Origin of the sequence: Stenotrophomonas maltophilia group sp. msm4 (assembly GCF_032025605.1) — a bacterium.
GTDB classification, from domain to species: domain Bacteria; phylum Pseudomonadota; class Gammaproteobacteria; order Xanthomonadales; family Xanthomonadaceae; genus Stenotrophomonas; species Stenotrophomonas sepilia.
This window is the reverse complement of sequence record NZ_JAVSKK010000002.1, coordinates 988,646-1,011,731: the sequence shown is the minus strand read 5'-3', so window position 1 is coordinate 1,011,731 and position 23,086 is coordinate 988,646. Positions and strand designations below refer to the sequence as shown.

17 protein-coding genes are annotated in these 23,086 nt (G+C 67.0%); 6 read left to right on the top strand and 11 right to left on the bottom strand.

Annotated features, from left to right (window positions below):
• Positions 1-70 precede the first annotated feature (70 nt).
• A complete protein-coding gene (locus ROV93_RS13935; RefSeq protein ID WP_072168646.1) occupies positions 71-982 on the top strand; it encodes a LysR family transcriptional regulator in 912 nt (303 codons plus the stop codon).
• A gap of 123 nt (positions 983-1,105) precedes the next feature.
• On the opposite strand, the gene ROV93_RS13930 is transcribed toward ROV93_RS13935, so the two are convergent.
• Positions 1,106-1,678: a single-stranded DNA-binding protein gene (locus ROV93_RS13930; protein WP_043034165.1), complete on the bottom strand. Its 573-nt coding sequence runs from the start codon at positions 1,676-1,678 to the stop codon at positions 1,106-1,108.
• Positions 1,679-1,969: 291 nt separating this feature from the next.
• Here ROV93_RS13930 and ROV93_RS13925 point away from each other — a divergent pair, with 291 nt between their 5' ends.
• Positions 1,970-3,001 (top strand): LacI family DNA-binding transcriptional regulator, encoded by a 1,032-nt coding sequence (locus ROV93_RS13925; protein ID WP_072168645.1) that lies wholly within the window; start codon positions 1,970-1,972, stop codon positions 2,999-3,001.
• A gap of 111 nt (positions 3,002-3,112) precedes the next feature.
• Here ROV93_RS13925 and ROV93_RS13920 read toward each other — a convergent pair whose 3' ends face one another.
• The 5 genes from ROV93_RS13920 to ROV93_RS13900 form a co-directional block, all read right to left on the bottom strand.
• The gene (locus tag ROV93_RS13920; RefSeq protein ID WP_072168644.1) at positions 3,113-3,430 is read right to left on the bottom strand and encodes a hypothetical protein; all 318 of its coding nucleotides are present in this window, start codon (positions 3,428-3,430) and stop codon (positions 3,113-3,115) included.
• 141 nt (positions 3,431-3,571) lie between these two features.
• Entirely contained in the window at positions 3,572-3,958 is a 387-nt protein-coding gene (locus ROV93_RS13915; protein WP_072168643.1) for an SseB family protein, read from the bottom strand.
• A gap of 121 nt (positions 3,959-4,079) precedes the next feature.
• Positions 4,080-5,795 carry an alpha-amylase family glycosyl hydrolase gene (locus tag ROV93_RS13910; protein ID WP_072168642.1) on the bottom strand — a complete coding sequence of 572 codons (1,716 nt, stop codon included), beginning with the start codon at positions 5,793-5,795 and terminating at the stop codon, positions 4,080-4,082.
• Complete coding sequence (locus tag ROV93_RS13905) at positions 5,795-7,282, bottom strand: MFS transporter (protein WP_072168641.1); 1,488 nt, start codon at positions 7,280-7,282, stop codon at positions 5,795-5,797. Before ROV93_RS13905 ends, ROV93_RS13910 begins: the two co-directional genes overlap by 1 nt.
• A complete protein-coding gene (locus tag ROV93_RS13900; RefSeq protein ID WP_072168640.1) occupies positions 7,279-9,468 on the bottom strand; it encodes a Six-hairpin glycosidase-like protein in 2,190 nt (729 codons plus the stop codon). Before ROV93_RS13900 ends, ROV93_RS13905 begins: the two co-directional genes overlap by 4 nt.
• A 237-nt stretch (positions 9,469-9,705) precedes the next feature.
• On the opposite strand from ROV93_RS13900, the gene ROV93_RS13895 reads away from it, so the two are divergent.
• Both ROV93_RS13895 and ROV93_RS13890 read left to right on the top strand, forming a co-directional pair.
• Positions 9,706-11,760, top strand: coding sequence for a glycoside hydrolase family 97 protein (locus ROV93_RS13895; RefSeq protein ID WP_180890455.1), 2,055 nt, complete (start codon positions 9,706-9,708; stop codon positions 11,758-11,760).
• 275 nt (positions 11,761-12,035) lie between these two features.
• On the top strand, positions 12,036-14,792 hold the full coding sequence (locus tag ROV93_RS13890; RefSeq protein ID WP_072168690.1) for a TonB-dependent receptor: 2,757 nt from the start codon (positions 12,036-12,038) through the stop codon (positions 14,790-14,792).
• Positions 14,793-15,070: 278 nt separating this feature from the next.
• On the opposite strand, the gene ROV93_RS13885 is transcribed toward ROV93_RS13890, so the two are convergent.
• Entirely contained in the window at positions 15,071-16,684 is a 1,614-nt protein-coding gene (locus tag ROV93_RS13885; protein ID WP_072168638.1) for an alpha-glucosidase family protein, read from the bottom strand.
• 214 nt (positions 16,685-16,898) lie between these two features.
• Between ROV93_RS13885 and ROV93_RS13880 the strand changes: the two genes are divergently transcribed.
• A complete protein-coding gene (locus tag ROV93_RS13880; RefSeq protein ID WP_072168637.1) occupies positions 16,899-17,897 on the top strand; it encodes a polyprenyl synthetase family protein in 999 nt (332 codons plus the stop codon).
• A gap of 187 nt (positions 17,898-18,084) precedes the next feature.
• Here the strand turns inward: ROV93_RS13880 and ROV93_RS13875 are convergent, their stop codons facing one another.
• A complete protein-coding gene (locus ROV93_RS13875) occupies positions 18,085-18,876 on the bottom strand; it encodes a dienelactone hydrolase family protein (RefSeq protein WP_072168636.1) in 792 nt (263 codons plus the stop codon).
• A gap of 133 nt (positions 18,877-19,009) precedes the next feature.
• On the opposite strand from ROV93_RS13875, the gene ROV93_RS13870 reads away from it, so the two are divergent.
• Entirely contained in the window at positions 19,010-19,603 is a 594-nt protein-coding gene (locus tag ROV93_RS13870; RefSeq protein ID WP_072168635.1) for an SMI1/KNR4 family protein, read from the top strand.
• An 87-nt stretch (positions 19,604-19,690) separates the two neighbouring features.
• Here ROV93_RS13870 and ROV93_RS13865 read toward each other — a convergent pair whose 3' ends face one another.
• From ROV93_RS13865 to murL, 3 genes are all read right to left on the bottom strand, one after another.
• The gene (locus tag ROV93_RS13865) at positions 19,691-20,224 is read right to left on the bottom strand and encodes a hypothetical protein (protein ID WP_072168634.1); all 534 of its coding nucleotides are present in this window, start codon (positions 20,222-20,224) and stop codon (positions 19,691-19,693) included.
• 95 nt (positions 20,225-20,319) lie between these two features.
• The gene (murD, locus tag ROV93_RS13860) at positions 20,320-21,729 is read right to left on the bottom strand and encodes a UDP-N-acetylmuramoyl-L-alanine--D-glutamate ligase (RefSeq protein WP_072168633.1); all 1,410 of its coding nucleotides are present in this window, start codon (positions 21,727-21,729) and stop codon (positions 20,320-20,322) included.
• Entirely contained in the window at positions 21,710-23,062 is a 1,353-nt protein-coding gene (gene murL, locus ROV93_RS13855; RefSeq protein ID WP_061479208.1) for a UDP-N-acetyl-alpha-D-muramoyl-L-alanyl-L-glutamate epimerase, read from the bottom strand. Before murL ends, murD begins: the two co-directional genes overlap by 20 nt.
• Between the last annotated feature and the right edge of the window lie 24 nt (positions 23,063-23,086).

Sequence of the window (23,086 nt, the reverse complement as noted above, 5' to 3'; positions counted from 1 at the left end):
AGGATGTGCACGCAGGTCGGTTAAGTGAATGCCCTATAATCCGAATGGGTTATGTCAAGAATCTTACATAATGCGCGGATCCGAGTTCGCTGAACTGAAGGCCTTCGTGGCGGTCGTGGAACGTCAGAGCTTCGCGCGGGCGGCGGAACATCTGGGGGTATCGCCCTCGGCCCTGAGCCAGACCATCCGTCAACTGGAAGGCCGTCTCGGCACCCGCCTTCTGAATCGCACAACACGAAGCGTGGCACCCTCGGCAAGTGGCGGACGACTGTACGCGCGCATCGCGCCGCTGTTCCAGGAGTTGGCGGTAGCAGTCGCTGAAACCAGCGAAGCGAGCGGACGGATCAACGGGACCCTGCGCATCAATACGCTGGGCATCGCCGCAAGAACACTGATTGCCCCGCGGCTTGCCCGCTTCCACCAGGCCTACCCTGATGTCGTTGTCGACATCGTGGTCGACGACGCGCTCAGCGACATCGTCAGTGGCCGGTTTGATGCGGGCATCCGCGTGGGTGGGCAGCTCGAGAAGGATATGGTGGCCATCCGCCTCACTCCCGACCTGAACATGGTGGCCGTGGCGTCACCGGATTACCTCGCACGCCGTGGAACGCCGCGAACTCCGGCGGACCTGCAGGATCACGCCTGCATCAACTGGCGGCTGCAGAGTGACGGCAGGCAGTACCGATGGGAGTTCAAGAAGCGAGGCCGCCACCTGGAGGTCGCCGTGGACGGTCCTGTCGTCACCAATCACGCTGACGTCGGGATTGCGGCGGCACTGGCCGGCCTCGGAATCGCCTATCACTTCGAGCAGGATCGCGTGGGGGAACTGCTGGCCCAGGGATTGCTGGTGCGGGTACTGGCGGATTGGTCGGTCTCGCGCCCCGGGCTTTTTCTCTACTACCCGAACAGGCGGCACCGCCCCGCCCTGCTGGGTGCGTTCATTGATTGCCTGCTGGACCAGGGCGTGTTCGGTAATCGGTGACAACATCGAGGAACGTCCGCATCGGCCGCCGCCGGACAACAGGATCCCGGCAGTGCCTCAAGAACGACATGGGCCCCAGGCAGGCATGCCAGGAGCCCTTGTCGGGATGCACCGAAGATGCGCTTAGAACGGAATATCGTCGTCAGCGAAGTCGTCCATCGGCGGCGCCTGCTGCGGCTGCGGACGCTGGTTGCCACCCTGGTTGCCGTAGCCGCCGCCCTGGTTGCCGCCCTGGTTGCCATAGCCACCGCCCTGGCCACCACGCTGGCCGCCGCCACCGCCGCCGTACTCCTGGCGCGGCGCCTGCTGGCGCTGCGGACGATCGCCGCCGTAGTTGCCGCCACCACCGCCGCCGCCTTCACCGCGGCCGCCCAGCATCTGCATTTCGTCGGCGATGATATCGGTGGAGTACTTCTCCACGCCGTCTTGGCCGGTGTACTTGTCGTAACGCAGGCTGCCTTCGACGTAGACCGAGCTGCCCTTGCGCAGGTACTCGCCGGCGATCTCGCCGAGCTTGCCGAAGAACACCACACGGTGCCATTCGGTGCGCTCCTGCTGGTTGCCATCCTTGTCCTTGCGGACGCTGGTGGTGGCCAGGCTGATGCGGGTGATCGCCATGCCGCCCTGGGTGTACTTCACGTCCGGGTCGTTGCCGAGATTGCCGACCAGGATGACTTTGTTGATGCCGCGCGCCATAGGTACCTTCGTCCGTTGTCCAGGGGCAGACCGCCAGTGATAGCACAGCCCCGGGCGGGGTGCAGTACGCTGGGCCGCCCCTGGTGAAATTTGGGGGAATGCGAGAACGACGCATCTTACCATTGCCGCCGCCATCCGCCCGGTCAGGAGACTCCGACCGCCCCGAAGGATCAGGCTGATTTCCTTGTCCGGCAATGACTTACCTGCGCCCCGGCCGACGTTCAGAGGGGCATTCGCGTCGGCGCATGGCATCATGCCCGGGCACCTTCCATCTGCCCGCTCCGCCCGCCCATGACGATCAAAGGCAAAGCCACCTCCCTCGACATCGCCCACCTGGCCGGGGTCTCCCAGCCGACCGTGTCGCGGGCCCTGCGCGGCAGCCCGATGGTCAACGTCGAGACCCGCGAGCGCATCCTGCGCATCGCCCGCGAGCTGAACTACAAGGTCGACAAGAACGCCTCCAGCCTGCGCCTGCGCAATGCCGGCACGCTGGCCCTGCTGTTCTTCGAGGACCCGACCAACGACGACTCGTTGATCAACCCGTTCTTCCATTCGATGCTGGGCTCGATCACCCGCGCCTGCGCCCTGCACGGGCAGGACCTGCTGGTGTCGTTCCAGCAGCTGTCCACCGACTGGCAGGCCGATTACGAAGACAGCAACAAGGCCGACGGCATCATCCTGCTCGGCTACGGTGACTACCACGAATCGCGCGACCGCCTGCAGCGGCTGGTCGAACAGGGCACGCACTTCGTGCGCTGGGGCGCCGCCCTGCCCGGCCAGCCCGGTGTCTCGATCGGCAGCGACAACTTCCAGGGCGGGCATGACATCACCACCCATCTGCTGCTGCAGGGCTGCCGCCGCATCGCCTTCCTTGGCCATGCCTCCAGCCACTACCCCGAATTCCAGGAGCGCTACCGCGGCCATGTCGCGGCCCTGCAGGACCACGGCCTGGCCGCCGAACCGGCGCTGCAGCACGATGCGATCACCACCGAGGCCTCCGGCCAGGAGGCCTGCCAGGCCCTGCTGGCGCGCGGCGAGCCGATCGATGCGATCTGCGCGGCCAGCGACCTGATCGCCATCGGTGCGATGCGCGCCCTGCGCGAGGCTGGACTGCGGGTGCCGCAGGACGTGGCGGTGACCGGCTTCGACGACATCCCGCTGGCCGCTTCGGTGTCCCCGGCGCTGACCACGGTGCAGCAGGACACCAAGCAGGCCGGGCAGCTGCTGGTGGAACGCCTGCTGGCGCTGATCGGGCGGCAGCCGGTGGACAGCCAGAGCATCCCGGTGAAGCTGGTCGTGCGCGAATCATCCCTGCGCGGGTAGGCGCCGCAGGGCGGGATCGCTCTTGGCCTCGCCCTTGTTGTTTGGCTTGGTCTTACCCTAGTGCCAGTGCCGAGCCGTGCTCGGCAAACTACCCGCGACAGGCGCACAGGTTCAGCGTGCCCCGGCCTTCGGCCCCAGCAACGCCAACAGCACATAGACCACGATCGAAGCGACGGTACCGAGCACCGCCGGCAATCCGTAGCCCCACGCCGAACGGCCCTGCTGGCGTGCCCACTGGGCCAGATACCAGGCCGAACCCAGGTTGATCAGCCAGGCAATGGCGAATGCCGGCCACTGCACGATGCCCACCGCGCGCAGCAGGGGCACGGACACCAGCGCGGCAACGATGGCTGCGATCAGGAAGATCAGTGCGGAGCGGGAATGGCGTGATCGTGCCGGTGAGCCGACAGGTAATTCCTTCAATTCCACAGCAGAGCCTCGATCCTGGCGTTATCCCAAAGGAACCACGTACTGCACCCGAAGGGAAGCGTTCTGTAGGGTCGGGCCGTGCTCGACTGATCCGGCATGGCGCGAACGGCAGCCGAGCATGGGCTCGGCTCTACATGATAATCAACCCTGGGCGAAGTCCTTCAGGATCTCGCCGACGCCGCTGGGCGAGATCTCGAAGCCCAGCGCGGTGCCGGGGTTGATCACCACGCCGTAGCCACCCGGCACGCGACGCAGCACGTCCAGCATCAGCCAGCGGATCTGGTGTTCGGCCTGCTGGCTGTAGATGCCCACCCGCGATGGGTCGGTAAACACGGCCACGTGCAGGGTGCCCTGCTTGTCAAACAGCAGCGGGTCGAAGCCGCTGCCGTCGGGGGTCACCAGGCTGCCGGTCTGCAGCACCACCTCGGAGGCGACGAAGGCTTCCATGAAGGCGCGGATCGGCACCGCCCCGTCCATCGCCGCCTTCAGCAGGGTTTCGATCGGGGTCTGCGGGGCGAGGTCGGTCATGGCGGTGCGGCACGGCGTGAGGGGTGCCTATTGTGCCGGATGTGGTCCCCCCGGTAGTGCCGGCCGCTGGCCGGCACCTGAAGGGACCATGGATTCATGAGTTGCCGGCCAGCGACCGGCACTACCGCCCCAGGCGCTGGTCCCGTGCCCGCTGGTCAGCCATCGCCTTGTCCAGTTCGGCCTGCAGTGCCGGCTGCTGCACGGTGGCGTCCAGCACATAGACCTTTACCCCATGCGCCGGCACGTTAGTCTTCAGCTGCCGCTCGACCTTCACCGTGCCGCCATCCAGCGCGTCACGCCACGTGCCGGCCTGCAGGTAGCGATCCACCTCGAAGGTGCGCGCCACATCGCCCTTGTTCAGCAGCACCAGCGCCGTCTGCGCCAGATCTTCCTGCTGCAGCACGCGCAGGAACACCGCTTCGTCGCCGTGCAGGCGCTCGTTCACCTGCAAGCCACGCTGCAGTGCCGGGGTCGCTTCACGCAGTTTGGCGATGCGCTGCAGCGGCGCGAAGATCGGGCTCTGCGGCGCAGCGTCCACACTCGGCTGGCCGAAGTAGGCACGGTTGCCTGCGTGCTCGGCGCGGCCACGCATGAAGCCGGTCTCCGAGCCGTAATAGACCACCGGAATGCCGCGCGCGGTGAACAGCCAGTTGTGCGCGTCGATGAAGCCGTTGTCACTGGCCTGCAGGCGCGGCATGTCGTGGTTGTCGTAGAAGCTCATCAGCTCGTACGGATTGGCATACGGGCCACCGCTCAGGTGCAGCGGCTCGGCCAGCGTCTCGAAGCCCTTGCCGGCGGTGCCGAAGGTCTGCTCCAGAGCACCGCGCAACGGGAAGTCGAGCACGCTGACATTGGCGTTGGCCGGCCAGGTGTGCTCGGCAATGGTCGCCGCGTTGTAGTCGAAGGCTTCGCCGAACATGAACATGCCCGGATGCTCGGCGCGGATGCGCTTGACGAATTCATGCCACCACGGGTGCGGCAGCCAGCCGATGGTGTCGATGCGCAATGCGTCCACGCCCTGCGCGGTCCACTGCAGGTAAGCGCCGACCAGGTAATCCATCACCGCCGGATTGTCCTGGTTGAAGTCGGACAGCTCGGCCAGGTTGCCGTCGAAGATCGAGCCGTCCTTGCTGTCGACCGGACCGATGTTGTTGTAGAACGCGTGCAGCGGGTTGTGCTCCGGGTCCAGCTTCTGCGGCGGCAGGTTCTGGTGGTCGGCGATCAACTTTCCATCCTTGTCGAAGATCTGACCGAACTGCGGTTGCCGTGTCGGCATGGTCCAGGCCGGCGAACCGTGGTTGCCTACGATGTCCAGCACCACCTTCAGGCCGGCACCGTGCAGGCCCTTGGTCAGTCCGGCGAAGTCCAGGTCCCTGCTGGGCAGGTGCTCATCGAGTCTGTAGAAGTTGATGCCCCAGTAGCCGTGGTAGCCGGTCTTGCCGCGGTCGGTCAGCGTGCTGGTGCAGCTGATCGGCTTGCTGCCGGTGAAAGCTTGGTCGGGGTTGTCGATGATCGGCGTGATCCACACCGCGCCGAAACCCAGGTTGCGGATGTACTGCGCATTGTCGAGCACGCCACGGAAGTCGCCGCCGAGGTAGCCAATGTTGCCGTCCACCTTGTCCGGGCATGGCACCGGGATGTCGAAGGTGCGGTGCGCGCCACCCTGGTCGCGATGGTCATTGGATGGATCACCGTTGACGAAGCGGTCGGTGACCACGAAGTACACCGCATCGCTGGCGAACGGTTCGGTGGTGCCGACGTAGTCCGGGCGCGGCGTGGCCACGGCCTGGCCGGCGAACAGGGCAAGGGAAACGGCAACAGCCAGGACACCACGCATCACACCACCTCCGGACGGGACGGAACCCGCAGCACGCACAGGCCGGCGACGAACAGGCTGCAGCCGCCCAGCACCAGCACATGCATCGGCTGGCCACCCAGCCATGCGCGCAGGGCAAAGCCAAGCGCACTGGCCGCCACCAGCTGCGGGATCACGATGAAGAAATTGAAGATGCCCATGTACACACCCATCTTCGACGCAGGCACGCTGTCGGACAGCAGTGCATACGGCAACGACAGGATCGATGCCCAGGCAAAACCCACACCCACCATCGACAGCAGCAGCCAGTGCGGGTCGCGGATGAACATCAGCGAGACCAGGCCGGCAGCGCCCAGCCACAGGTTGACCAGGTGGCTCCAGCGCAGGCCGATCGCACGCACCATCGGTGGAATCAGCACCGCCGCCAACGCAGCGAAGCCGTTGTAGGCGCCAAACAGCACGCCAACCCAGTTGGCACCTTCGTTGTAGGCCGCCGACTGTGGATCGGTCGAACCGAAGTGGGTACCGGCCACCGCAGCAGTGGTGTAGATCCACATGGCGAAAAGCGCGAACCATGAGAAGAACTGCACCCACGCCAGGCGGCGCATGGTCACCGGCATCGCGCGCAGGTCGCCGACGATGGCGGCCAGCATATGCGTGGCCGGCAACGCGCGCGCGACCGCCAGCAGCAGGCCGTAGCCGGCGCACAGGCCTGCCAGCACGTACAGCATCCTGTCGCCTTGTCGCCAGGTGATCAGCAGCGCCAACAGCACACCCAGCCCTAGCCACAGGGCCACCCGCGTCCATGGCGCCGGGCCGTCGATCACCGCTCCCGCATGATGCGCCGGCGGCTCGGCATCATCGAAGGCAGCCAGTTCTGCTGGTGAATATTCGCGGGTGCTGACCACCGTCCAGGTGATCGCCGCCAGCAGCACCGCCGCGCCGAAGTAGAACGCATAGCGCACGGTGTCCGGCACCTCACCGGCGGCGGCCGTATTGGCAACGCCGAAGTGGGCCAGGATGAACGGCAGGAAGCTGGCGACGATGGCGCCCACACCGATGAAGAAGCTCTGCATCGCATAGCCGGCCGGACGCTGGCGTGGCGCCAGCTGGTCGCCGACGAAGGCTCGGAACGGCTCCATCGATACGTTGATCGAGGCATCGAGCACCCACAGCGTGCCGGCCGCAATCCACAGCGTCGGTGAATTCGGCATCACCAGCAGGGCCAGCGTGGTCAGCACCGCACCGATCATGAAGAACGGACGGCGCCGCCCCCAGCGCGTCCAGGTGCGATCGGACAGGTAACCGATCACCGGCTGCACCAGCAGGCCGGTCAGCGGCGCGGCGATCCACAGCCCCGGTACCGCGTCGATGTCCGCGCCCAGCGTCTCGAAAATGCGGCTGGCGTTGGCATTCTGCAGGGCGAAGCCGAACTGGATGCCGAGAAAACCGAAACACATGTTCCAGATCTGCCAGAACGACAGCTGGGGTTTGGCGGGGCGATTCATCGCGCGCCCTCTACGGCCACGGGCGCCACCGTCAGCGCCTGCACCTGCGCCTGGTTGAGCACGCCGTCGCGCCCGCCCTTGCCCCCGGTGTAGTGCGCGAAGTGCTGCAGTGTGCTCATGTTGAAGCCCTCTTCAAGCGTGACCGCGCATCGGCCCTTCGGCACCGGAAACGTCGCCGAGGTCGAGTCCTGCACGGCCACGCTGTGCGGCAGGGTGACGGTGTGCCGCTGCAACGGCTGGCCCGGGCACTGCAGCACCAGCTGCTTCACCGCGGCGGTCACGCCCGTGTTGATCGGCCCATTCGCGTTGCTGTACTGCAGGCGCAGGCGCACCTGCCCCGCCTTGGCCGAGGTGAACTGCCAGCGCTCGGCACCCTTCAATCGCTGCTGCGGACCGACGCAGACCATCGGACTGTGCAGCGATTCCAATGCGCCGTCGCGCCGGGTCAGGCTCAGGCAATGCTGCAGGCCATCGTCACCGATGCGTGCCAGGCCATTGCTGGCGGTGAGCGCCCGGCCGTCCTGCCACAGCACCTGGCCGGCAGCGACCTCGACATTCCAGCCCCTGCCCTCGCGTCGCGCCTGCGGTGCGGCCGGCGTGGCCGGTGCGCGCGCATTGGCGTCGGCCGTCGTCGCCACGCTGCGCGGTGCCGCTGCGGTGGCCACCAGCTGCACGGTGGTGGTGGCACCACGCGTCTTTACCTCGCCCGCCACCAGCAGGCCATCACCCACCTGCTTCGGTCGCTCCAGCACATAGCGCTTGCCATCGGCCTCCAGGGAGATGCGGCGCTGCTTGCCGAACAGTTCGGGGACCAGCGCGGCTGGCAGCTTGGGCTGCACGCGGCCATCGTCCTGCACGCCGAACACGCCCTCGACCACCATCGACAGATATCCAGCCACCGACCACAGCTGGCGCTCCGAATTGACCACCGGCCCGCTGAGCGCGCCTTCATCCACATGGACGGCCTGGGTGACCAGTTCGTAGTTCTCCATGTTGGAGCCGGCCAGCGCGGCACCGCGCATCAGCGAGCGGATCTCGGCGGCGATGCGCGGCGCATCGTCCAGCTGCCGCGCCGCACGCAGCGAGTAGGCACTGACGAACGGCCAGATCGCCCGGTTGTGATAGATCGGCTGTTGTGCTTCCTGCGGCCAGACCACCGGGCTGCCAGCCGGGCCCATCGGATACGCCGCCAGCGCACGCCGCGCGCGCTCGGGCGGCAGCACCTCGGCGAGGATGCCCAGCGAGAGGCCGAGCAGATCGACCTTGGCGTACGGTACCGGGTGCGCGGCTTCGCCGATGTAGCTCATGTACTGGCCGATATCCTCGCGCCAGAAGCGCGCATCGATCTGCTGCGCCAATGCGTCGGCCCAGGCCTTGTAGTCGGCCGCGCGGGCATCGCCGTGCTGCCCGGCCAGGCGTTCGGCCAGGCGCAGTGCCTGGTAGTGCAGCACGTTGGTGGACAGTGCGTAGGAATCACCGATGAAACGCACATCCTCGCGGGTCCAGTCTGGATAGGTCTGCTCGCGCCAGTCCAGGAAGGAGGTCTCGCCGCGGTACAGGCCCATCTGCACGTCGAACACCATCGCGCGGTCCTGCGCCAGCGTGGCCTGCAGCGCCTGCCAGACCTGGTCGGCAAACGCGCGATCCTGCAGCAGGTGACGCGCGGCCAGGAACCACACCACGCGGTCGCTGCTGATCGGCCAGCTGCCGCCGGAGCCGGTGTCCTGCGCAACGAACAGGCCGGGCGTATGGCCATCGCGCGCCGCCGACAGCTTGAACTGCAGCGACTGCCGGGTGCGCTTCGGATCCAGGCGTGCGAGCGCCAGATCGGCGGCAAAGCTGACATCGCGCGTCCACACATAGGGCCAGCGCGCACCGGTCTGGAAGCACTCGCAGGGCACCGGCCGGCCTTCGTCGAAGGCGGGATCACGGATCGCATCCACGCGGTCCTGGTCCATCTCCTGCTGGGCCAGTGCGAACAGGGCATCGAACATCACGCTGCCGGTCTGGCTGCGCATCGGCATCGGTGCGATGCGCACCTCGCGCTTCGGCGCATGCAGCACGAAGCTGCCCTTGGCAGCGGCTTCGGCGCGCGCATGGCGGCCGTCGAATTGCAGGTCGGCCGCCTGCGCGGTCGTCCCCAGCGCTGCCCCCAGGGCAGCGGTCAGGCAAATGATCTTCAGCATCGAAGCGGCGGACCGGCTCGCGCCCGTCGGCCTCCCTCCCTCTCTGCACGCGTTGTAGGTCCGCACCGTCGTTGCCGGCGGGCGGGCGCGGCCCCTCCCTCAAGGTGCCCTGGCGCCATGGTAGACGCGGGGCTGTCGGCTGCGTCCAGTTGCATACGTATTCATGGCGTCGCGCGGTAGCGCACCCGACGCGCTGGCTTATGGTCCGGGTCTGCCAACGGCGCCTTGGGAGGGGAATTGCCGATGTCACCCACTGCTGTACGCGCGGTATTCGCGCACATGCTGGGCCTGGCCCTGATCGGATGGGCCACGCTGGTACAGGCCGCGCCCCAGGTGGCCAGCGTCGAATCGCCGGGCAAGGTGTTGAAGGTCAGCCTGGTGCTGGACGGCGGCACGGCCCGCTATCGGGTCGAGCGCCTGGGCGACACTGTGGTGGAGGATTCGAAGCTCGGCTTCGCCCTGCGCGACGGTCGCCTGGACCGCGATTTCACTCTGCTGGGCCAGCAGCGGCGCAGCGTCGATGACACCTGGGAGCAGCCGTGGGGCGAACGCCGGCTCACCCGCAACCATTTCAACGAGCTGATCGTGCAGCTGGCCGAAACCACCGGCAGCAAGCGCCGGCTGGATGTAGTGTTCCGCGTCTACGACGATGGCCTCGGCTTCCGCTACGTATTCCCCGAACAGCCGAATCTGCGCGAGGCCATCATCGATGACGAGCTGACCGAGTTCGCCATCGCACAGGACTCCACCGCCTGGTGGATCCCCGCCGGCGAGCCGATCCACTACGAGTACCTGTACCAGCGCACCCCGCTGCGCGAAGTACCGCTGGTGCATACGCCGATGACCCTGCGCAGCCGCGATGGCCTGCATGTGGCCATTCACGAGGCCGCGCTGGTGGACTACGCCGGCATGTGGCTGCGCCACAGCGAGGGGCAGCGCCTGCGCGCGCAGCTGTCGCCCTCGGCCGAAGGCTGGAAGGTGCGCCGCACCCTGCCCTTCGCCACGCCGTGGCGCACGCTGCAGATCGCCGACCGTGCCGGCGGCCTGGTCGAATCGGACCTGATCCTCAACCTCAACGAACCCAATGCACTGGGTGATGTGAGCTGGGTGAAACCAGCCAAGTACCTGGGCGTGTGGTGGTCGATGCACCTGGACAACGAGAGCTGGGCGACCGGGCCGAAGCACGCGGCCACCACCGCCAAGACGAAAAAAGTCATCGACTTCGCCGCGGCGCACGGCTTCCGCGGCGTGCTGGTGGAGGGCTGGAACCCAGGCTGGGACGGCATGTGGGTGGGCAATGGCTACGACTTCGATTTCACCCGCGCCACGCCCGATTTCGACATCGAAGCGCTGTCGGCGTATGGCCTGAAGAAAGGCGTGCACCTGATCGGCCACCATGAAACCGGCTGCGCCATCGAACATTACGAGGCCCAGCTGGACGCCGCGCTGGACCTGTACGCACGGCTGGGCGTGGACCAGTTCAAGACCGGCTACGTCTGCGACGACGGCCAGGTCGACCGCCGCAATCCCACGGGGGGCCCACTGTGGCGCGAGTGGCATGACGGGCAGTTCATGGCCCGCCACCATCTGAAGGTGGTGCAGGAAGCCGCGCGCCGGCACCTGTCGGTGAACCCGCATGAGCCGATCAAGGACACCGGCCTGCGCCGCACCTATCCCAACTGGATCTCGCGCGAAGGCGCTCGCGGCATGGAGTACAACGCCTGGGGCCAGCCACCGAACCCGCCGGAGCACGAGGTCAACCTGGTGTTCACCCGCATGCTGGCCGGGCCGATGGACTACACCCCCGGCATCCTCAGCCTGAAGGGCCGCCACGGCCAGGCCATCCCCAGTACGTTGGCCCGCCAACTGGCGCTGTACGTGGTGCTGTACAGCCCGATCCAGATGGCCGCCGACCTGCCCGAACACTACCTGCAGCATCGCGAGGCGTTCCGTTTCATCGAGGGCGTGGCGGTGGACTGGGAGCAGAGCCGCGTGCTCGATGGCGAAGTGGGTGACTACGTGACGATCGTGCGCCGCGACCGCAACAGCCGCGACTGGTTCCTCGGCAGCATCACCGATGAACACGGCCGCGTGCTGCCGGTGTCACTGGGCTTCCTGGAACCTGGCGTGCGCTACCGCGCCGAGATCTACCGTGATGGTGAAGGCGCAGATTTCCGCAGCAACCCGTTCGCGTTCGTTCGCGAAACCCGCGAAGTGACCAGCGCCGATGCACTGACGCTGGTGCTGGCACCCGGCGGTGGCCAGGCCATTCGCTTCACGCCGATCCGCTGAACGTTTTCCTGCCTGCGCCCCCGTAGCGCCCGAGCCCACGCTCGGGCGGCGGTGCGTAGCACCGAAATGCAGCCGAGCATGGGCTCGGCTCTACAGAACGAGACACTTGAAAGCGATTACATCCCTGCAGACGCCATTGAATACGTATGCAGGGTGATCCCCGCGAAGAACGCGCTGCCTACCATAGCGGCGACGACAGCGGCCACCGCGTCGCACGTTCACGGCCCCGCCGGAACGCTCACAAATCGATCTGCAACATTGCCTGGGAGGGGAAAATGTTGAACCACAAGCGCAGCGCGCTGAGCATCGCGCTGGCCGTTGTCCTGGCGCCGACACTGGCGTCGGCACAGTCCACGCAGAACACCACCACACCGGCCGGCACCGCCGCCACCAACCTCGATACGGTGCAGGTCACCGGCATCCGCCGCGGCATCGAGAGCGCGATCGCGGTCAAGCAGGACGCCACCTCGGTGGTCGAAGCGATCTCCGCCGAAGACATCGGCAAGCTGCCCGACGTCAGCATCGCCGAGTCCATTTCGCGCCTGCCCGGCCTGGCCGCCCAGCGCGTGGCGGGCCGCGCGCAGGTGATCAGCGTCCGCGGCCTGTCGCCGGACTTCGCCACCACCCTGCTCAATGGCCGCGAAGTGGTCAGCACTGGCGACAACCGTGGCGTCGAGTTCGACCAGTACCCGTCCGAACTGGTCAACGGCGTGACCGTGTACAAGACCCCTGACGCGGCACTGGTCGGCCAGGGCCTGTCGGGCACCATCGACATGCAGACCGCGCGCCCGCTCAGCTTCGGCGAGCGCGTGATCGCGGTCAGTGGCCGCTACCAGAAGAGCTCGCTGGGCCGCGCCGCCAACACCGATCCGTACGGCAACCGCTTCAGCGCCAGCTACATCGACCAGTTCCTGGACAAGACCCTGGGCATCGCCATCGGCTATGCGCACAGCGACATGCCGATCCAGGAGAACCAGGTCGGTCTGTACGAGCCGTGGACCACCGAGCACACCGACAAGGGCGACCGTCCGGGCGTGGGTGCCGGCACCTACTTCTCCGATGGCATCAAGGCGCTGCGCCGCACCGGCAACAACAAGCGCGACGGCGTGATGGCCACGGTCCAGTTCCGGCCGAACAACAGCTGGACCAGCACCTTCGATGCATTCCACACCGAAGCCGAGCAGATCGACACCGCCAACCAGTTCGAGCTGAACCTCAGCAACTACAACGGCAACTACACCCCGGGCCTGCTGGTCAGCAACCCGCAGGTCAACGCCAATGGTTCGTTCACTGGCGGCACTGCCAGCGGCGTGTACCCGCTGGTACGCGGCATGTACAACAAGCGCAAGGACAAGATCGACGCGTTCGGCTGGAACAACGAGTTCAACTTCAGTGGCGTCAAGCTGGTCGCCGACCTGAACTACTCCAAGGCCACGCGCGACGAGCTGAACCTGGAAAACAACCTGCAGCTGACGCCGATGCCGCAGCTGGATACGGTCGGCGTGTCGATCCGCCAGGACGGCTTCTCGCAGATCAGCCCGGGCCTGAACTACTCCAACCCGGATGCGTTGTTCCTGACCAACACCATCTACGGTTCCGGCTACGGCAAGGTGCCGCAGGTGGAAGACCGCCTGAAGGGTGGCAAGCTGGCCGCCACCATCGCCCTGCCCGATGCCGTCGCGTCGTGGGCGCCGGACATCGACATCGGCGTGAACTACGCTGACCGCCGCAAGGTGAAGACCCAGTCCGAAGGCAACATCCTGCTGGGTGCGCAGGGCGACGCCAACATCGCCTCGGACCTGCAGTACCGCCCGGTCAACCTGGGCTTCGCCGGCCTCGGCACCATCCCGGCCTGGAACGTGCCGGCCGCGGTGGGCCGCTACATGACCTTCAACCCGGTCGACAACCTGGACTACCTGATTCCCAAGTCGTGGACGGTACAGGAGAAGATCACCACCGCCTGGGCGCGCCTGAACATCAACGCCGACATCGGTGACGTCGGCGTGCGCGGCAACATCGGCGTGCAGATGCAGCACACCGACCAGAGTTCGGATTCGCGCTACTGGGACAGCTCGCAGTCGGCCGGCAACAACGTGCAGCCGTACTCGAACGGCCGCACCTACAACGATTGGCTGCCGAGCCTGAACCTGGCCTTCCTGTTCCCGCACCAGCAGACGCTGCGCTTCGCCGCTGCAAAGCAGGTCGCACGCCCGCGCGTGGACCAGATGCGCGCCGGCCTGGAGTTCGGCGTGGACACCGGCACCGGCCGCCCCGGCGGCAGCGGCGGCAATCCGCTGCTGGACCCGTGGCGTGCCACCGCGCTGGACCTGTCCTACGAGAAGTACTTCGGCGAGAAGGCCTACGTGGCCGCCGCGATCTTCTACAAGGACCTGAAGAGCTACGTCTACACCCAATCGGTCGACAACTACGACTTCACCGCGCTGCTGGGCAGCTACGTGCCGCCGCCGGGCATGACGGCACCGGTGCTGACCACCGGCACCTTCTCCGCCCCGCAGAACGGCAAGGGCGGCACGCTGAAGGGCCTCGAACTGACCGCATCGTTCCCGCTGGAGATGCTGACCGACAGCCTGCGTGGCTTCGGCGTGCAGGCCAGCGCGACCTTCAACAAGAGCGACATCACCATCCTGGACCCGGAGAGCGCCTCCAGCGTGGGCAGTGATCCGATCAGCCTGCCGGGCCTGTCCAAGCGCGTGTACAACTTCACCGCGTATTACGAGCGCAGCGGCTTCGAGGCACGGGTGAGCCAGCGCCGCCGTTCGGACTTCATCGGCGAGATCGGCAACTTCAACGGCAACCGCAGCCTGCGCTACGTGGTCGGCGAGAACGTGACCGATGCGCAGATCAGCTACACCTTCAGCGACAGCAGTGCCCTGCGTGGCCTGACCCTGCTTCTGCAGGGCAGCAACCTGACCAACGAGCCGTACCGCACCTACGCCGGCAGCAAGGACCGCCCGCTGGAGTACATCGAGTGGGGCCGCACCTACATGCTGGGCGTGAACTACAAGTTCTGATCACGGCCGGGTCGTGCCGGCCGCTGGCTGGCACCCCGAATCCGGTAGCGCCGGCCGCTGGCCGGCAACACAAAGGGAGCAGGACCGGAAGCCCGCTGCGCAGGCAGCGGGTTTTCTTATGCGCGGATGCCAGCACGTGATCGGCAAGGCCCATGCAGCGACGTTCCAACCCGTAGATCCACGCCATGCGTGGATGCCGTTCTCTGGAATCCCACCCACAAAAAAGGGACGGGGCGCTTCGGCCCCGTCCCCGCAAGTACCGCCACCGGAGAAAACGGTCAGCTGCGTCGGGCGCAATACACCGCGCGCGGCGGCAGCTGGAGTTCGTTGCCCTGCACCGTGCCCGCATCCGGGCCCGGTACCGCCACCTGCTGCCAGTTGCCCGGCGGCAGCGGATGGGTCACCGCCTCGGCCGACAGGTTGAAGGCCAGCAGGAGGGTTTCATCTGCAAGCATACGCTCGAACAGCAGCACAGGCTCGGCGCTTTCAAGGAATCTGATGCTGCCATGCAGAAGCGCCGGCTGGGTATGCCGCCAGGCCAGGAACGCGCGGAACGCCGCCAGCACCGAGTGCGGGTCGCGTTCCTGCACGGCCACCGCCGCCGCCCGGTGCTCGACCGGAATCGGCAGCCAGGGCTGGCCGCTGGTGAAACCTGCTAACGGCGCATCGGTCCATGGCAGCGGGGTGCGGCAGCCATCACGGCCCTTGAAGTTCGGCCAGAAGGTGATGCCGTAGGGGTCCTGCAGTGCCTCGAACGGTACCTCGGCCTCGGCCAGGCCCAGCTCCTCGCCCTGGTACAGGCAGACCGAGCCGCGCAGCGAGCACAGCATCGCCACCAGCATCCGCGCCAGGCGCGGATCGGCCGGGTGGCCGCCCCAGCGGCTGACCGCCCGCTCCACGTCGTGATTGGACACCGCCCAGCACGGCCAGCCTTCGGTCATCGCCGCTTCCAGCCGCGAGACCGTGTCGCGGATATAGGCCGCGCTGTAGTCATCCACCAGCAGCTCGAAGCTGTAACCCATGTGCAGGCGGCCATCGCGGGTGTACTCGGCGGTGGTCGCCAGCGAATCCTCCGAAGAGATCTCGCCCAGGCTGACCGCGCCCGGGTACTGATCCAGCAGCGCGCGCAGGCGCTCCAGGAACGGCAGGTTCTCCGGCTGGGTGTTGTTGTAGTAGTGGTACTGGTAGGCGTACGGGTTGTCCGGGCTGAAGCCGCGCCCCACCCGCTTCTCCGCCGGCTTGGGCGGGTTGTCACGCAGCTGCGCATCGTGGAAGCAGAAGTTGATCGCATCCAGGCGGAAGCCATCCACGCCGCGATCGAGCCAGAAACGGACATTGTCCAGGGTGGCCTGCTGCACGTCCGGGTGGTGGAAGTTCAGGTCCGGCTGGTCGACCAGGAAGTTGTGCAGGTAGTACTGCTCACGGCGCGGCTCCCACTGCCAGGCACAGCCGCCGAACAGCGACAGCCAGTTGTTCGGCGGGGTGCCGTCCTCGCGCGGGTCGGCCCAGACGTACCAGTCGGCCTTCGGATTGCTGCGGTCCTGGCGGCTCTCGCGGAACCAGGCGTGCTCGATCGAAGTATGGCTCAACACCTGGTCGATCATCACCTTCAGGCCCAGGCCATGGGCCTTGGCCAGCAGGCGGTCGAAGTCGTCCAGGCTGCCGAACAGCGGGTCGACGTCGCGGTAGTCGGCGATGTCGTAGCCGAAATCGGCCATGGGGGACTTGAAGAACGGCGAGATCCAGATCGCATCCACGCCCAGCGCGGCAATGTGGTCCAGGCGCTCGATGATGCCCGGCAGGTCGCCCACCCCATCGCCGTTGGCATCGAGGAAACTGCGCGGGTAGATCTGGTAGATGACGGCTCCGCGCCACCATGGATAGTGCGACATCGACAGCCCCCCTCCGGGCATGCGGGACCCGCCGGCAGCGGGCCGAAATCCTGATCCGGCAAGCTTAGCGGTGGCCTCGCGGGCATGGCGCAACCTGCATACGTATTCACGCGAAGGGCCGCGCAGGCCGGGCTGGAATTGCCGCTCGGGCCCGTTTGCGCCCGAATTCACGGCCAGCGCCTATAATCGATGGTGAGCCTGAAAGCCTGATCGCATGACCATCACCGAAGACACCCGTCCCGCCCTGGGCCTGCCCCAGATCCAGTCGCTTGCCGCGGCCGACATGGCCGCCGTCGACGCCCTGATCCGGCGCCGGCTGTCCTCGGACGTCGTGCTGATCAACCAGATCGCCGACCACATCATTTCCGCCGGCGGCAAGCGCCTGCGCCCGATGCTGGTGATGCTGGCCGGCCACGCGGTCGGCCAGGCCGGCCCGGAGCACCACCAGCTGGCGGCGATCATCGAGTTCATCCACACCTCCACCCTCCTGCACGACGACGTGGTGGACGAATCCAGCCTGCGGCGTGGCCGCAGCACCGCCAACGCGCTGTGGGGCAACGCGCCCAGCGTGCTGGTGGGCGACTTCCTGTACTCGCGCAGCTTCCAGCTGATGGTCGAGCTGGAGCGCATGCCGGTGATGCAGATCCTGGCCGACGCCACCAACCGCATCGCCGAGGGTGAAGTGCTGCAGCTGCTGCACGTGCACAACCCGGATACCGACGAAGCCGCCTACCTGCGCGTGATCGAGCGCAAGACCGCGGTGCTGTTCGCCGCCGGTACCCGCCTGGGCGCGCTGGCCAGCGGCGTGGATGAAGCCACCCAGCAGGCCCTGTTCGACTACGGCATGCACCTGGGTTACGCATTCCAGATCGCCGACGACGTGCTGGACTACTCGGCCAACGCCGAGGAGCTGGGCAAGAACCTGGGCGACGACCTCGCCGAGGGCAAGGCCACGTTGCCGCTGATCCACGCGATGGCCCACTCCGATGATGCTACCCGCGAGCGCCTGCGCACCATCGTGCAGGACGGCGACGCCTCGGCGATGCCGGAGGTGCTGGCCGCGATCCGCGCCACCGGCGGCCTGGAGTACAGCCGTCGTCGTGCCGAAGAGTACGCCGACGCCGCCGAGCGTGCCCTGGATGGCCTGGCCGACAACGATGCCGTGGCCGCCCTGCGTGGCTTAGCCCGCTACGCGGTGCAGCGCTCGCATTGATGGGTTGAGGTGTGCCGACCAACGGTCGGCACCCACCCACCGGCATTCCGGTGGGTGCCGACCGTTGGTCGGCACGGAAACGCTCGCATTGACCGCATCCGGTAGTGCCGGCCGCTGGCCGGCAACCTCATGATGCTGCGGGTGTCACGGGAATGCCGGCCAGCGGCCGGCACTACCACTGCACGGCTCAACGCTTCTCGAACCGTTCCTCGAAGAACTCATCCAGCGCCTTCAACGCGCGCTTGGCCGCCCGCTCGTTGTACTGGCACCCCGGCGGGCTGTTGGCGTCGCGCTCGGCGAAGCAGTGCACGGCACCGCTGTAGTTGGTGAACTCCCAATCGACCTTGGCCGCATCCATTTCCTTCTGGAAAGCGGCGATGTCCTCGGCGGTCACGCTCCTGTCATCGGCCCCATTGAGCACCAGCACGGACGGATGGGTGCCACCGGCCTGCGCCGGCAACGGCGAACCCAGCCCGCCGTGCAGGCTGACCACAGCAGCCAGCGGCGCACCGGCGCGGGCCAGCTCCAGCACCGTGGTGCCACCGAAACAGAAACCGACCGCACCGATCCGGCTGGCATCCAGCGGTACCTTGCCGGCCTGCGCCTTGAGCACGTTCACCGCTTCCAGTGCACGCGCACGCAGCAGCGGCCGGTCGTTGCGCAGCTTGCTGGCCACCGGTCCCGCCTCCGCATCGCTCTTCGGCCGCACGTCCTTGCCGTAGACATCAGCCACCAGCACCACGTAGTCATCACCGGCCAGCTGCTTGGCCTTCTCGATGGCCGACTCGTTCACGCCCTTCCAGTTCGGCACCATCACCAGGCCGGGGCGCTTGTCATGCTCGCCATCGTCATAGACCAGCACACCACTGAAGGTCGTGCCCTGGTGCTTCCACTCCACCGGCTGCGTCTTCATCGCCGCCCACGCCGGCATCGCCGCCAGCCCCAGCACCATCGCCACACCGCATCGCCAACGATTCATGCGCCTGCTCCGCAAGAAAAAGGGGACGGAGGGGATTAAGCCGTATTCGCCCCTCCCGCGTCGCATTCTGCATTGGCGGCGTGACGCAGGTGTGGTTGGATACGACTTAATCCCCTCCGTCCCCTTTTTTCGCATGAATCTTGTTGATCGCTTTCTGTCTGGCCTGATCCCGCGTTTGCCTGCCGAGGATGCCCCGCAGTGGGCACATGTCCAGGGCGCCAGCGCCGAGGACCTGCAGCGCCTGCGTGTGCAGTGGCCGCAGGTGCCGGGCAGCCTGGTGGAACTCCTATCGCGCGTGGATGGCACCCACTACCGGGAGTACCCCGGCGGCAAGGTCTGCGTACTGATGCTGGGCTCGGACGTGGAGGACGGTGGCTACCCGTACTACCTGCGATCAGTCGCGCAGATCTTCGAGGACCAGCAGCGGTGGGACGACAGCATCCGTTCCATCTACGAAGAGTGGCTGGATGACGAGCCGGAGATCCTGGGTAAAGGCATCGACGGTGATCTGCCGATGAGCAGGCGCCTGTGCTTCTCGCACTGCATGAACAACGGCGGCACCTCGATGCTGTACCTGGATTTCGATCCGGCACAGGGTGGCACCGTCGGCCAGGTGGTGCGCTACCTGCACGATCCGGACAGCTATGCAGTCATTGCGCCGAGCTTCGATGCGTACCTGCAGCAGCTGATCGATGGCGATTACGCGTTCATCGACGAAGACGAATGAAGGCAGCCGAGCATGGGCGTGGCTCTACAGTAGAGCCACGCCATGCGTGGATGAATTTCCCCGCAGGTTGCCGGCCAGCGGCCGGCACTACCCGCGTTCGATCCAGTGCAACGTGCCCGGCTCGAATGCCAGCAGATCCGACGCCGCCAGATGCGCGCGCGGCCAGCGGCGTTCCGGCGGCTTCGGCTGCCGGGCACCCACCGGACCGTCGTAGTCGCGCACCAGCAGGCCGATGCGCGCGGCCCCAGCCTGCAACAGCGCATCGATACGCTGCAACCACTGGCCGGCATCGTCCAGGGCTTCATCGCGGCGTGCCTGCTGATCCTGTTCATGCCGCGCCAACTGCGCCGCCAACGCGCGCGCGATCTTCGCTTCGCTCCAGCCCTTCCTGCGCCAGCGTTCGGCATCGCCGTTCCACGCACGAACCGCCTGCGCCGAGGCCAGCGACGTGCCGCAATCGCAGTGCACGGCACTCAACCACGGCTGCCAACCGGGCCCGACCGCTGACTGCAGGCTGGGCGAATCCTGCGCAAACAGGCGCCGGCCACTGCGCTGCATGATCGCGGCGGCTTCAATGTGCGATAAGGATGCGGGCAGGAACAGGGTAATGAAGGTGCACACGCGGCTATCCGGGTCCGTCCGAGGATGCGCCCATGGTAACTCGCCGGAGTCAGAGCCCTTTCCTGAGGAAAGGGATCCGACCCCGATCCGGCGGATCAAGCGATGCCCAACCCCGGAATCGCGCTGATGCTGTCCGGATCGAACCCAGCCAGTTCGGCGAAATGACGTCCGCGCGCCACGTAGTCGCGGTAAGCACCAAAGCTCGGCGCACCCGGGGACAACAGCACCACCCCGCCCTGCGCGCCCAGCGCCGTGCGCGCCAACACCATCGCCTCGGCAAGATCGCCCGCAGCGTGCAGGCCGAAGCGGCCGGCGTCGGCCAGCGGCTGCAGCATCGCGTGGATGCGCGGGCCGTTGCTGCCCATGGTCACGATCTCCACCGGCGGCACATCGTGCGCCATGTGCTGCATGAAGTCGGTCCAGTCCAGGCCACGGTCGTGCCCGCCCACCAGCAGCGCGATGCGCTGCCCGGCGAAGCACTCCAGCGCAGCCAGGCTGGCATGCGGCGTGGTGCTGATCGAATCGTTGACGTAGGTCAGGCCATCGGCCACGCCGATGCGCTGCAGGCGGTTCGGCAGCGGGCGGAAATCCTGCACTGACGGTGCCAGCGCCACGGCGTCCAGGCCCAGCGCTTCCAGTGCAGCCAGCACCGCGCACAGGTTGCCGCGGTTGTGGCGGCCCGGCAGCGGCGTGTTGCGGGTATCGAACACCGCCTGTTCGCCGCGATGCACGATGTCGCCCCGCATATGCCAGCCCTGCGGCTGGTTGAACCAGACCACCTCACTATCGGGCAGCGACAGTGCCGCCAGGTGCGGATCGGCGGCATTGAGCACGGCAATGCGCGGTGCGGCTTCCGTCACCAGCCGCAGCTTGTCTTCGATGTAACGTTGTTCGCTGCCGTGCCAGTCCAGGTGTTCCGGGAACAGGTTCAGCACCACTGCCACCTGCGGGTGGGCGCCACTGCGCGCCACTTCACCGGTCTGGTAGCTGGACAGCTCGACGGCCCAGTACTCGGGCGCCGGCTGCGGGTCCAGCACTTCCAGCAGCGGCAGGCCGATGTTGCCGACCAGTCCGGTGCGATGCCCGGCCGCGCGCAACAGGTGCGCGACCAGCGCGGTGGTGGTGCTCTTGCCCTTGGTGCCGGTCACGCACACGGTGTCGTGCACGATGCCATCGTCGGCCGCGTGTTCGGCGAACCACAGCGCGGTGCCGCCGATGAAGGTGGTGCCCTGCGCTGCCGCCGCCAGCGCGATCGGCTGATAGGGACTGATCCCGGGCGATTTGATCACCACGTCGAACGCGGCCAGCGCTTCAGCAGAAGGCTCGCCACGCACGTCCAGCGCGCCCTGTGTTTCCACGCGCGCGGCCCCGACTTCGGCCGCCGGGCAGAACAGGCTCAGCGGCAGCGTGGGCAGGCGCTCACGCAGCACCGCAAACGCGGCGCGGCCCTCGCGGCCCCAGCCCCACAGCGCGACGCGCTTTCCTTCAAGCTTCGAAATCTTCACGCACCCGTTCCCACAGCGCAGCCGGAACGCGGTGCTCGCCCTGCAGTTGCAGCAGCGGTGCCAGTTCCAGTTCGGCGGCATCCAGCTGCGGCTGGATCTCGTTGCAGAAGCGCTTCACCAGCACGTCTTCCTTCCACTCCGGGCGCTGCGCCAGCGTCGCCATCGCCGCACGCGATTCGCGGCCTTCACCCACGCACTCGAACGGCTTGTGGTCCTGGAATTCCAGCAGCGCATCGAAGCCACCGGCCTGCTCGGCATCGTCCAGCAGGTTGCGGCCGAAGATGCGCACCAGGCGCGTCTTGGGCATGAACGGGGCCAGCGCCAGGAACACGAAATGGCACTTCGGGCAGACGCCACACCAGCGGTTCACCGGGCGCTCGCCGAGGATGTGGAAATTGCGGTTGCAGCTGGAGAAGTGCGCGTCGTAGAAATCAGTCTTGGCGAACTGGCGGGCCACCGCCAGCTCGGACATCGGTCGCAGCAGCGAGTAGTACTGCAGATCCGCCGCCACGTACTTCCGCACATGGCTGCCGAACGCCTGCTCGCAGGCCCAGCCCTTGGACCACTGGTGATTCACTTCGCCGGTGCCCGGAATCTGGCTGCCGTAGCTGGCCGAACGCTCGTTGGAGAACACGACCTGGTCCACGCCGTGCAGCAGGGCGGCCAGCACCATGATTGCCGAGTTCACCACCGTCACCGGGATATGGCCGTTCCAGGCGCCCTGGCGGTTCAACTCGAACAGTTCCGGTGCCAGCGTGCGGCCCAGGTTCAATGTCGGCAGGCCGGTGCGCTCGGCGCACGCACGGATCAGCTGCGAGCCACCGATCCAGGTCACCGTCTCGTCCACGCCGGCACGGCGCAGCGCTTCGATGCTGACCAGCGAATCCTTGCCGCCGCCGATGGCCACCAGCGCGTGCGGCCGCAGGCCCAGCGCCGGCGCCTGCACGGCCTCGCCCTGCACCGGCAACCGGAAGCGGCCGCGCAGGTTCAGGCCGTTGCGGTAGGCGAATTCGCCCAGGCCGTTGAGGTAAATGGTCTCCACCAGTGCGGCGGTATCGGCATCGATGCTGTAACTGTCGATGCTGACCGTATCCGGTACGCCGGCCTTGTAGTAGCTGACGCCGGCGATCAGGTGCAGCAGCTGCAGCGCACGCTGCACGGCGGCGGCGCGCGCCTCGTCCAGCACGAACGGGGCGCCGGGCACGGTGATGGTTTCCACCATCTCCGGGCCGTCGTCGAAGGCGTAGACCAGCCGGGCCACGCCGGTATCCGCTGCGAAGTCGCAGCGGACGAAGCGGAAGCGGGAAACCTGGTGTTTGTCGAAAGCAGTCATGGTGTATCCGGTCAGGCACGGGCC